The 12,436-nt window shown below is 37.5% G+C and carries 9 protein-coding genes; 6 read left to right on the forward strand and 3 right to left on the reverse strand.

The features are described 5' to 3' along the window. Positions 1-200 precede the first annotated feature (200 nt). The 6 genes from ACMX9J_RS22240 (at position 201) to ACMX9J_RS22265 (ending at position 9,515) form a co-directional block, all read left to right on the forward strand. Positions 201-2,987 (forward strand): sigma 54-interacting transcriptional regulator, encoded by a 2,787-nt coding sequence (locus tag ACMX9J_RS22240; protein WP_416226180.1) that lies wholly within the window; start codon positions 201-203, stop codon positions 2,985-2,987. 254 nt (positions 2,988-3,241) lie between these two features. Next, the gene (locus ACMX9J_RS22245) at positions 3,242-3,682 is read left to right on the forward strand and encodes a mannose/fructose/sorbose PTS transporter subunit IIA (RefSeq protein WP_028413930.1); all 441 of its coding nucleotides are present in this window, start codon (positions 3,242-3,244) and stop codon (positions 3,680-3,682) included. Then, positions 3,679-4,173, forward strand: coding sequence for a PTS system mannose/fructose/N-acetylgalactosamine-transporter subunit IIB (locus ACMX9J_RS22250; protein WP_028413929.1), 495 nt, complete (start codon positions 3,679-3,681; stop codon positions 4,171-4,173). The genes ACMX9J_RS22245 and ACMX9J_RS22250 overlap by 4 nt, the downstream gene beginning before the upstream one ends. Positions 4,174-4,185: 12 nt before the next feature. After that, positions 4,186-4,995 carry a PTS mannose/fructose/sorbose transporter subunit IIC gene (locus tag ACMX9J_RS22255; RefSeq protein ID WP_028408130.1) on the forward strand — a complete coding sequence of 270 codons (810 nt, stop codon included), beginning with the start codon at positions 4,186-4,188 and terminating at the stop codon, positions 4,993-4,995. A 26-nt stretch (positions 4,996-5,021) separates the two neighbouring features. Further along, the gene (locus ACMX9J_RS22260) at positions 5,022-5,849 is read left to right on the forward strand and encodes a mannose/fructose/sorbose PTS transporter subunit IID (RefSeq protein ID WP_013056298.1); all 828 of its coding nucleotides are present in this window, start codon (positions 5,022-5,024) and stop codon (positions 5,847-5,849) included. An 87-nt stretch (positions 5,850-5,936) separates the two neighbouring features. Then, positions 5,937-9,515, forward strand: coding sequence for a GH32 C-terminal domain-containing protein (locus ACMX9J_RS22265; RefSeq protein WP_416226181.1), 3,579 nt, complete (start codon positions 5,937-5,939; stop codon positions 9,513-9,515). Between the two features lie 69 nt (positions 9,516-9,584). Here the strand turns inward: ACMX9J_RS22265 and ACMX9J_RS22270 are convergent, their stop codons facing one another. Genes ACMX9J_RS22270 through ACMX9J_RS22280 form a run of 3 tightly spaced genes read right to left on the reverse strand, consistent with a single transcriptional unit; the run spans position 9,585 to position 11,922 of the window. Beyond that, positions 9,585-10,310, reverse strand: coding sequence for an amino acid ABC transporter permease (locus tag ACMX9J_RS22270; RefSeq protein ID WP_367032750.1), 726 nt, complete (start codon positions 10,308-10,310; stop codon positions 9,585-9,587). A 27-nt stretch (positions 10,311-10,337) separates the two neighbouring features. Then, a complete protein-coding gene (locus tag ACMX9J_RS22275) occupies positions 10,338-11,039 on the reverse strand; it encodes an amino acid ABC transporter permease (protein WP_108674540.1) in 702 nt (233 codons plus the stop codon). A 37-nt stretch (positions 11,040-11,076) separates the two neighbouring features. Beyond that, positions 11,077-11,922, reverse strand: a complete 846-nt coding sequence (locus ACMX9J_RS22280) for a transporter substrate-binding domain-containing protein (protein WP_367032749.1) — start codon at positions 11,920-11,922, stop codon at positions 11,077-11,079. Between the last annotated feature and the right edge of the window lie 514 nt (positions 11,923-12,436).

Raw genomic sequence — 12,436 nt, forward strand, 5'->3', positions numbered from 1 at the left:
TATAACTTTAAGAATGAAACCGGTTGACATGCAAGGTTGACTAACTTAATATATTTACATATAATGGCTTGAAACGCTTTCATAGATTAGTATGACATGATGGTACTTATAGGTGAAATAACTTGTAGTAGTAGGGAATGTCTCATTTCTTTGAAAGAGAAACTTCCGATCGTGAACTGAAAATAAAGAAGGTGCTTCTAATGAAACGAATTGATAAGGTATACAATCAGCTGTTGAGTAATTTTCAGGAGTTTACAGAAGTGGAACTTTTACATAACCAAGGAAGCTCAGCGATTGAAATTGCTGAACAGTTAGATTTAGAGAGATCTAATGTAAGTCTTGAACTGAACAAACTTGTCCGCATGCAAAAAGTAATTAAAATTAAAATGTTCCCCGTTCGCTACGCTCCGCTAGAGATTGTCGAAACTATTTTTCGTCAAAAGTGGGATACGAATAAGATGGAAGTGGAAAAACTAGAGCAGCTATCTAATGGGGGAAAAGAAGAAGCACTTTCTGCTAATCCTTTTGAATTAATGATTGGAGCCACAGGCAGTTTGAAAAAATCGATTTCTCAAGCAAAAGCTGCTGTTCTTTACCCGCCCAATGGGTTACATATGCTGCTATTAGGTCCCACGGGATCAGGCAAATCTCTTTTTGCAAAACGAATCTATCAATTTGCTATATATTCAGAGAGGTTAAAAACAGGGGCCCCGTTCATTACCTTTAACTGCGCTGATTATTACCATAATCCTCAATTACTTCTTTCTCAGTTATTTGGTCATAAGCAAGGGAGTTTCACTGGAGCAACTGAAAGTAAAGTAGGTTTAGTAGAACAAGCAAATGAAGGCATTCTCTTTATGGATGAAATACACCGGCTTCCTCCTGAAGGTCAAGAAATGCTTTTTTACCTCATTGATCAAGGTACGTACAATCGCCTGGGGGAAACAGATCATAAGCGAACGTCTAAAGTATTAATTATTTGTGCTACAACTGAAAATCCCGGTTCAGCCTTACTGCAAACTTTCTTAAGAAGAATTCCGATGACTATCCATATTCCGTCATTAGAAGAGCGATCTCTCAAAGAAAAGATTCGTCTCACAACGTTTCTTTTAGAACAAGAAGCTAAACGAATTAATAAAAAGCTAAGTGTCCACATTGATGTATTAAATGCTTTAATCCACACTGAAAAATTCGGGAATGTAGGGCAGTTAAAGTCCAATGTACAGCTCGTGTGCGCACACGGATTTTTAAATAACCTTGATAGTAAACATATGGTGGAACTTACAGTGAGAGATTTGCCTGATGATATTAAACGAGATTGGATTTCAAATAGTGAAAATATGGAGCGCAGCAGAAAAATTTCTGAATATGTAAATCTCAAAACGATCATTTCTCCGGCTATGGAGAGCCAAGAAATAAAAATAGAGGAAGACGTATCATTTAATTTATATCAGTTAATAGAAGAAAAAGTAGATGTTTTAACAAAAGAAGGTTTATCTCAAGAAGACATCAATCAATATATTCTTACTGACATTCATTTGAATGTTCGGAGCTTTTTTAATCAAAAAAATGGCCAGAGTTCTAATTTAATGAAATTCGTAGAAGACGACGTAATTCAGCTTACAAAAGAATTAAAACATTTAGCAGAAAAAGAATTGAACTGTAAATTTGATCGCAGATTTATTCATTTTTTGAGTATGCATATGGAATCCTTTTTAAAGCGAAAAAAACAAGTAGACGTATTAAATACAAAGGAGATAGATGAAATTCGCGAAACGTATCCAAAAGAATATGCGGTAGCCCTGCTTTTTAAAAATCGAATTGAAAAGTGGTTTAACATTATCGTGCCAGAAATAGAAGTCATTTATCTCACAATGGTTATTCAATCCATTCGAACGTTAGAAGAAAATAAGCGAGTGGGGATTGTGGTTGCTGCACATGGAAACAGCACGGCAACTTCTATGGTAGAAGTGGCTACGGAGCTTTTAGGAAGCACTCCTATTATAGCTATTGATGTGCCTTTGACGGTATCTCCAGTCGAAATTGTAGATAGATTAATCCAGGGAATTAAGAAAGTAGATGAAGGAGAAGGCGTATTAATGCTTGTAGACATGGGCTCGCTCGCCATGTTAGAAAGCAAGTTGGAACAAAAAACAGGGACTAAGATTAAAACAATCAGCAACGTGACGACGTCTATGGTGTTAGACACCGTTAGAAAAGTAAATTATTTAGACTTAAATTTATATGCCATATTTGATTCGGTGCAAAAAGACTTTATGGAATTTATAGATAAGCAGCAGCATGTGTTTGGGAAAAAGAAAGCCCTTGTTTCTATTTGTACAACAGGAAGCGGTACAGCAAAACAATTAGAAAAAATCTTAACGATTATTTCACGGAAAGTATCTCAAGAGCCTATTAAAATTCTAACCGTTTCTTCTATTAAATTAGCAGCAAACATTCGAGAAATTCAAAAAGAATATGAAATTGTCGCAACAGCAGGTACCAAAAACCCTAAGATTGATGCGCCTCATGTATCACTAGAAGTCCTTATTGAAGGGCAGGGAGAGCGAATACTTCAACAGGCAATTACAAAAGAAACGATACGCTATGATGAGGAGAAGACGGAAGGGAATATTGTAGTGCGTGAACTTTGCGAAGAAAACTTACGAAAGTACCTTCTATTTATTAATCCGTATCTCATAAGTGAAATTCTGTTAGAGTGGTTAAATCACGTACAAGATGAGTTAGAAATGAAATTAAGCAACACCGTTATGATTCGAATTGTGATGCATACAGCCTTTGCTTTAGAAAGAATGATAAAAAACGAACCTCTTGCTTTTCCGGAGGATGAAGAAATCACTCCTCAGTTAGAAAATATTTATCAAAAAACGGAAAAAACATTACAAGCCGTCGAAAAAAAGCTTAAACTTACCTTAACAAGAGATGAAAAATTATTTATTGCCACCATTTTTGCGGATGAAATGTAAAAATCATATGATAATCCCAAGAAACTAGTTTAATTTATATGCCGCTAGTTTCTTTTTTTATCCCATTTTTTAAATAACAGAAAAACCTGTATTAAAACGCATGACGTTTTGATACAGGTTTATTTATTTTAAGAAACCTGTATCAACAACAAAGAAAAAGGTATTGAAAAATAAATGAAAGCGCTTAATACTCTTTGTTGGCACGATACTTGCAATAAATAAGTGTAGAACGTAAAAGAGAGGAGCAAGTGTACATGATTTCAGTCATTATTAGTGGGCATGGTGATTTCGCACCAGCATTAGAAGGGTCTTCCAAAATGATATTTGGTGAAGAGAATCACGTAGTAGCCGTACCTTTTCTAAAAGGAGAGGGTATCCAAACGCTTGAAGCAAAATATAAGCAAGCATTAGAGGAAATGCCCTTAGAAAATGAAGTGCTTTTTCTAGTCGATATTTTTGGAGGTACACCTTACAATGCGGCTACTCCCTATATCCTTAAAAACAAAACAGCGGATATGGTATCCGGAGTTAACTTGCCTATGTTATTAGAAGTGTTAGCCATGAGGGAACACGTTACATTAAAAGAGATGCTAGGGAGATTAAAGCAAGTGAATGAAGAAAGTTTTCAAGTGTGCAGTGAACATTTGGAGAAAGTCCAGCAAGCAAACCAAATCGGAGAGGATGGATTATTATGAAAATCGTTTTAGCAAGAATTGATGACCGCTTTATTCACGGGCAGGTATTAACAAGATGGATCAAAACAAATGCAGCAGATCGAATTATCATTGTTTCAGATGAGGTGGCAGCGGATGAAATGCGAAAAACGCTTATTCTTTCTGTGGCTCCTTCGAATGTAAAAGCAAGTGCTGTCTCAATTTCTAAAATGACAAAAGCATTTCACAGCCCTCGTTATCAGGATACAACAGCCATGCTGCTGTTTGAAAGTCCTGCAGATATTGTAGCTCTTGTTCAAGCTGGAGTGCCTATCGAGACAGTAAACGTAGGCGGCATGCGTTTTGCTAATGACCGAAAACAAATCACAAAATCTGTAAGCGTTACCGAAAAAGATATCGATGCTTTTGAGAAACTGCAGGAACTAGGCGTAAAGCTTGAGCTGCGCCAATTACCCTCAGATTCTAGCGAAAATTTTATTCAACTACTGAGAAATGAAACAAAAATCAAATAAGGAGATGAGTTTATGTCTTCCATACAAATTATTTTATTATTAGTCATTGCAGCGGTAACTGGCATCGCAAGCGTATTGGACGAAGGGCAATCCCATCGTCCTCTCATTGCCTGCACGTTAGTAGGCTTGGTGCTTGGAGATTTAAAAACGGGCATTATTTTAGGCGGAACGCTGGAATTAATGGCTCTTGGATGGATGAATGTTGGATTGGCGATGGCACCTGATACGGCTATTGCTTCTGTTATTTCAACTATTTTGGTTATCACAGCTGGTCAGGGGATTGGTGAAGGCATTGCGGTAGCTATAGCTTTAGCAGCTGCAGGGCAAGTACTCACCATTTTTGTTCGTACCATCACAGTATTTTTAATTCATCGAGCTGATAAGTACGCGGAAGAAGGGAACTTTAAAGGAATTGAAATTATGCATATTACTGCTATGGGTTTTCAGGCTCTCCGCGTTATGATTCCAACGTTAATTGTTACATTAATCAGCGTAAGCGCCGTGCAAACTTTCCTCGGAAATATTCCGGAAGTTATTACAAAAGGTCTGCAAATTGGGGGAGGCATTATCGTGGTCGTAGGGTATGCCATGGTTATCAATATGATGAACATTCCTCATTTAAAACCTTTTTTCTATATCGGGTTCTTATTAGCGGCATTTACAGGGTTTAACCTGGTAGGATTTGGGGCGTTAGGTCTTTGTTTAGCCCTTCTTTATCAGCAAGTAATGCAGCAGCGAAATCAAATGCAGCCGGCAGGCGTTCCAGCAGCTACAGGGAGCGAACAAGTATATGATGATGACGATGATGATTTAGATGCCTAAACGGCGAACTTAAGGGAGGGATAGAGATGGAAAATGAAAAAAGATTAACGAAAAAAGACATCTTTAGCATGTTTATTCGCTCGAATTTTTTACTCGGTTCATTTAACTTTGAGCGTGTTCAGGCAATGGGCTACTGTTATGTTATGATTCCAGCAATTAAACGTTTATACGGACCAGGGGCACAGCGAAATGCAGCATTAAAGCGACATTTAGAATGGTTCAATACACATCCGTGGATTTCCGCACCTATATTCGGCGTCACGGCAGCAATGGAAGAAGAAATGGCAAATAAAAAAGATTTTGATGAAAAAGCCATCAGCGGAATGAAAATTGGATTAATGGGACCGCTTGCTGGCGTAGGAGACCCTATTTTCTGGGGAACGCTGCGACCAGTTCTTGCGGCACTAGGCGCATCTCTTGCGTTAGGCGGGAATATTGCCGGGCCACTGCTGTTTTTCATCTTAATTAATGCCATTCGATTAAGTACAAAATATTATGGATTAAAATATGGTTATTTAAAAGGAACAGAAATTTTAAAAGATTTAGTAGGCAATCGAATTCAAAAACTGACGGAAGGTGCATCCATTTTAGGACTCTTCGTAATGGGAGCATTGGTTTCGAAATGGACCACTATTAATATACCAGTGGTTGTTTCTAGGATCAAAGATGATTCTGGTAAAGTTGTCGTGAAAACCGTGCAAGACGTACTCGACAGTATTTTACCGGGACTGCTTCCTTTAGCGCTAACTTTATTAGTAGCATGGATGCTTCGAAAAGGTACAAATCCGCTGCTTATTATTTTCGGTATTTTCTTAATCGGTATAGGAGGTTATTGGATCGGCTTTTTAGGCTGATAAATAAGAGGAGTCATCTATTCTTCTAGCATCCGCTGGTGAACATGTTTTGCATAGCCAGTAATGCCAATAAAGGAGGAAAGAAAGATGAAAAGAACCGTCAAAAAGTTATTGATGATTGGAGTCGCTTGTTCCATAAGCATGTTTTCTGTATACCCTGTATTAGCTGATAATACAGGGTATTATCAAGAAAAATACCGGAATCAATTTCATTTTTCTCCAGAAGCGAACTGGATGAACGATCCAAATGGAATGGTCTATTATAACGGGGAGTACCACCTTTTTTATCAGTATTATCCTTACGGTACCACCTGGGGACCTATGCACTGGGGGCATGCAGTTAGTACAGACTTAGTGAAATGGAAACACCTTCCGGTTGCTCTTTCGCCAGATGAGAACGGAGAGATCTTTTCAGGAAGTGCCGTTATCGATTGGAATAATACCGCAGGATTTGGAAAAGAAGCGATGGTAGCTATCTTTACGCACTCAGGCAGTAAAGGGCAGGTGCAAAGTCTAGCATACAGCACGGACAGCGGAAGAACATGGACCAAATATGAAGGAAATCCTGTTATGCCAAATCCCCCAGTTCCTGACTGGCGCGATCCAAAAGTGTTTTGGCACGAGCAAACCAAGCAGTGGATGATGTCTTTAGCTGCTAAAGATAAAATTATGTTTTATACATCACCTGACTTGAAAAATTGGAAATACGCAAGTGAGTTTGGACCTGATGGAGGCATCCAAGCAAACGGTCAAAGCGGTGCCTACTCATATACTTTGTCTGAACAAAAAGGTCAATCTTTTACTCTAGAGGGAGAAATTATGCTTGTAGAAAAGAATGGACGCGAAGGTGCAGGAGGCCTTGTTTTTCGTTCTAATAAAGATGCAACAAACGCATATACCGTCAATTTAGATGCTGAAAAGAACCTCTTAACACTTAACAAAGTAGAGAAAGGAAGCGTAACGACCGTTGTTTCAAAGCCAATGAGGCTGGATACGTCACAAGCGTATCACGTGAAAGTAGAAGCAAACAGTCACCACTTTAAGATACTGCTAAATGGAAAACAGGTTTTAGAAGGCAGTGATGCATCTTTTGAAAACGGTCAGTTTGGATTAACAGCATGGAATTCCACAGCTGTCTTTCGTCATGTTAAATTTACGAATCAATCTAATTTCATAACCAATCTATCTAACTGGAAATCTATTACTGGAACGTGGAATGATACTGCTGCTGGAAAAATCGGTAAATCTAACAGCGACGGATATATTATGAGTGAAGAACAGGGAGATCAGTTCATTTACGAGTCAAATATGACATTTTTAGATGAAAACCATGGTTCAGGTGCGCTACTTTTCCGAGCAGACGCGGAAGCCAAAAACGGATATATAGCTAGCGTAGATGCTTCTAAGGATACAATCAAACTAGTAAAACTTCAAAATGGCATTTCAACTGTCCTTGCTGAAACAAACGAAAAAATTGATACGAGCAAATCACATCAAGTAAAAGTAACTGCATCGGGAAATGAACTTGATTTGCATATAGACGATAACTTCACCCTTACTGCAAAAGATGAAACTTTTTCAAAAGGATTGTTTGGACTACATGTTAATCAATCTTCAGTCCGGTTTCAAGACGTTAACATGACAAAGTTTATTGATACAGATGAAAAAGAAATTAAAAATAAAAGTTTTGAAACAGGAGATCTCACCGGCTGGAAAACGATAAAGGGAAATGCATTCACAAACGATCATGTAACGGATGCAACCGCAAATTGGAGCGGTCTTTTTGAACAAAAAGGAAAGTATCATTTATGGGGTTTTTCTGATAAGCAAGATGGCGATAATGCCACTGGAGAATTACATTCGTCTTATTTTAAATTGAGCGGTTCAGGTGAAATTAATTTGTTAATGGGAGGCGGAAACGACCCCACAAACCGCTATGTAGCCTTAGTCCGGGCATCCGACGATAAAGAATTGATTCGTCAAGCGAATACAAAGTTTGCAGATGAAAAGTACCAGCGCTACGTATGGGATGCTTCTAAGTATATAGGAGAAGTACTGTACATTAAAGCCGTTGATCAAGCTGTAGGCGGATGGGGGCATATTAATCTAGATGATGTAAATGTATTTAATACAGAAAAAATGCCGGAGAAAGTAGACAGTGTAGCAAAAGAACCAGAGGAAGCTAAACAAAGAGAAGGCGGAGAGCTTTCAGATTGGAACACAGTGTCAGGAGAATGGGTGAATTCAACTCACGGAAGCAACGGAGGCATTTGGGAGTGTCCTACTTTACTCGAACTGCCGGTTGATGGAGACAGCACAAAGAAAAAATGGGTGCTGCAAGTCAGCATCAATGATGGAGCGGCAGCTGGAGGTTCAGGTATGCAGTACTTTGTTGGTGATTTTGACGGAAAAACATTTAAAAATGAAAACCCGCCAGAGGAAGTGCTTTGGACAGATTATGGTGCCGACTTTTATGCCGCTGTAGATTGGAGCGGAGTTGAAGGAGATAACGGAGAAAAGTATTGGCTAGGCTGGATGAGCAACTGGCAATATGCCAACAATACCCCAACTACTACTTGGAGAAGCTCTATGTCAATCCCAAGAAAAATAGAACTCACCAACACAGCAAAAGGGCTTCGTTTAAAACAAATACCTGTTTCAATTGATTCAATTCGCAATAAGCAAGAAAAAAAGGTGTTGAAGAATCTGATGGTTACTGAAAACAAAAATCTTCTTTCAGGCATACAGGAAAACAAATATGAAATCATTGCAGAATTCGATGTTTCAAATACAGATGCACAAGAATTTGGTTTTCAAATTCAAAAAGAAGGCAGTGAAAATACAAAAGTCAGCTATAACGTAAACAAGCAGCAATTATTTGTTGACCGAACAAACTCTGGAAATTTTGATTTTGGTGAAAATGTGAAAGGCAAACACTCTGCTCCCATGCTTCCAAAAGACGGAAAGGTTAAGCTTCATATGTTTGTAGACCAGTCGTCTGTAGAAGTATTTGGAAATGACGGCACGGAAGTAATAACAGACCAGCTCTTTCCAACGCTTTCAAGTAATAAAATAAAGCTTTATAGCAAAGGAGGCGCTGTAAAATTAAATTCTCTTAAGATGTATCCGTTAAAATCTATTTGGAATAAAAGTCCTGTTGATACAAACTTATCTGGATGGAAGAATATTAGCGGACTATGGGCCGATACGATTAACGGAAAACAAGGACGAAGCAAAGAAGATTCCTTTACCTTATCATCAAAAGAAGCAAAAAATTTCACATATGAAGCAAAGATAAAGGTGTTAGACGATTCTGTTTCAAATTCTACAGGAGCAGGAGCGCTAGTATTCCGTTCGGATGAACAGGCAAACAATGCTTATGCTGCGAATGTAGATGTGCTGAATAATCAAATAAAGCTCATTGCGTTTAGAGACGGAATAGGCAAGGATCTCATTATTTACGATGATGGGGGAAAGCTGGATTTAAAGACAAATACGGATTACCATCTAAAAGTGACGGCTGAAGGAGAACACATTCAAGTTTATCTCGATGATAAGCCGGTGATCGATACGATGGACCCTACCTTTTCAGAAGGTTATGCTGGGCTGAATGTGTGGAATTCTACTAGTTTGTTTAATGAAGTGAAATTTGAAACAGTGGATTAAGGAATTGTGAAAGCTGCCGTGTACTAAGGCAGCTTTCTTAATCCGTTTATGGTGATTTTTCTAGGGGGACTAAGAAACTGAACGCACTTCTTCTCTTAATTCATAATAACTAAGCTTTTTTTCAATGACTACAAACAGCCTTTCAAAGAAAAAGCAAAGAATCCAGTAAATAAGTGAAGCGACCAGATACATTTCTAAATATCTGTACCCATCATTGGCGATGACCTTAGATATCGCCATAATTTCAACTACTTTTACTGCAAAAGCAAGAGAAGTGGCTTTAATTAAACTAATAAAAATGTTTCCAAGGTTAGGAATAGCAGCTACTAAAGATTGGGGGAAGATAATTCTTTTAATAGCTTGAAAAGTAGTCATTCCTATTGAATATGCAGCTTCAAATTGACCACGGTCAATGGTTTGAATAGAAGAACGGAATACCTCTGATTGATAAGCAGAGGTATTTAATGTATACGCAATTAAAGCATAAATTAAAGGTGAAATAGTATCCCCACCTAAGTGCCATCCTTGAGTCTCGTTTAGAAATTCTATAAAAATAGGGATTCCGTAGAAAAATACATAGAGCTGTACGAGCAATGGAGTGCCTCTCATAAATGAGACGTATATAATAGCTATTTGCTCTAGCAGTGGAATTTTATATATTCTGCATACCGCAATGAAAAGACCAAAAATACTTCCTAACGCCATTGAAATGATCGATATTGTTAGTGTTAAAGGCACACCTTTTAAGACTTCAGGAGTTTGCTCCAAAGCAAATCGCAAATCAATAATAGGCAATCATGTTCACTCCTTTACTAGTGCAGGCTATTTAGAGATGCTGACCCTGCCTTTTTTAAAATGTTTCTCTAAATTACTGACTATGATTTCAATTACGATACACATGCTCCAATAAACAAGTGAAATCGTAACATAAATTTCAAACATTCCTATTCCATAGTTGTTGCCCAAAATGAGGCGAACTTGCCCCATTATATCAATAATCCCAATGCTAAAAGCAAGTGCAGTATCTTTTAATAATGAAATCGTAGCATTTCCTAAATTAGGTAGTGCTGCTACAAACGCTTGAGGAAGGATAATTCTTCTTAAGGATTGAAAATAGTTCATGCCTATACTATACGCTGCTTCGAACTGGCCGTTATCAATCGAGAGATATGCTGAACGAATAACTTCCGATAAAGGAGCGGCAGTATGTAAGGAAAAAGCAATCACCAAGAAAGTGATGCGACTCCAGCTGTTAATGTCGATATGCACAAGGAGCAGCAGCTGAGGAAGGCCAAAGTATACAAGAAACAGCTGAACAAGCAGCGGTGTACAGCGCATAAAAGATAAATAGATGGTAGCCATTTTAGAAAGAACAGGCTTTTTTTGAATGCGTATCAGGGCAATCACGAAACCTAAAAGCAACGAAAAAAGTAGAGAAAGGCCTAACATAAATAGCGTTAAAGGAAGTTTATCTACCACTTGCCACAATAGTTTTAACCAATCATGAAAATCAGTACTAATCATATCTCACCCCGCCTTAATGATGAATTCTTATACTCATTTAATCTTGAAAATTGAAGTTTTGTTGATTAATATACTTTAAGTCTTTAAAGAAATTTACTTTAAACCATTTTTCAGCCAAGTTTTCTAGCGTCCCGTCATTTTTTAATTTGACTGTCGCTTTATCAATTTCATCAGCAAGTTTTTGATTATTTTTATTAAAGACTAACCAAGTTGGTTCTTTTGATACAATGCCTCCTACTTTTAAATTTAATTTGAGCTGTTTTTGTACTTCGTTAAATGTTGTTACGTTTAAAAAAATAGCATCCGCTTTACCTTTATCCACTAACTTTAAGTTTTCTGCCGTAGAAGGGTTATCAATGCTTTCTAATGTCAAAGGCTTAGTGGCATGTTCTTTGTTATAAGCATTTAAAATAGCGCGCAATCCACCCGTAGCCGATACAGGTGGAAACTTTTTACCTACCATATCGTCAAGTGTTTTGATATCGTTTCGTGATTTTTGTGTGACTAAAGCTGTTAAAGAATAACCATATTCATGTGCAGGATAAAGAAACTTTTCTTCACGTTCAGGGTTTTTAAAGAACCAGTTGATGGCGAAATCATATTTTCCCGTCGAGACACCTACCAAATTTGTTTCTTCTTCTCCAAGGGTGTATTCAAATTTGTACTCTGGAAGCTTTTTTTCAAGCTGCTTTAAATAATCCATATCATATCCAATAGGTTCATTCTGTTCGTCCGTAAATAGAAAAGGCGGATTTACTTCATCACTCAAAGCAACTTTGACTACTTTTCTATCTCGGTTTTCTGAACTAGAGCTTTGAGAGCATCCTCCTAAAGCCATAATAAGTCCAATTGCCAAAGTGAAAGTAAAGCATAATTTTTTCATCGTTTTATTCCTCCTGATACTAATTTCTGTTTGACGAGTAATAAAAAAGCTTTTTCGGTGCCATTGGTGTGATCCAGTAGGCGGTGAACTTTAGATTGCAAAACAAAAGAGGCTCTTCAAACGTTATCGATACGTTTGAAGAGCCTCTGGTTGACCAGGCGGCCTGATTAATATGAAGTTTATATTAGGTTAATTATTCCGATTTGTAAAGTGTGATTTTTGGGCAGTATAAACATTTTGGTTAGATTTTTTAGACTTTTTATCTAATGCTCGATTGAAGCACCTAAGTACAACCAGCCCAGATAAAATATGTAATCTCAAGGTTTAAAAATACTAAATTGACAGTTAAAAAGATGTTTGGTATATTTTTCAAAAGATTTAAAATTCTTATAGGAATTATCGGATTTAAAAATGTTTGTTAAACATATAGTGGAAATAGAACAGTCGACCAGACGAATGGAGACAAAAATGACGAGGACTCCCTCAGAGTTTTTGTCTTTTTTAGTGGCAGAAG

Source organism: Priestia sp. RMT2NF4 (assembly GCF_047872835.1).
In the GTDB taxonomy this organism is placed as follows: Bacteria; Bacillota; Bacilli; order Bacillales; family Bacillaceae_H; genus Priestia; species Priestia zanthoxyli.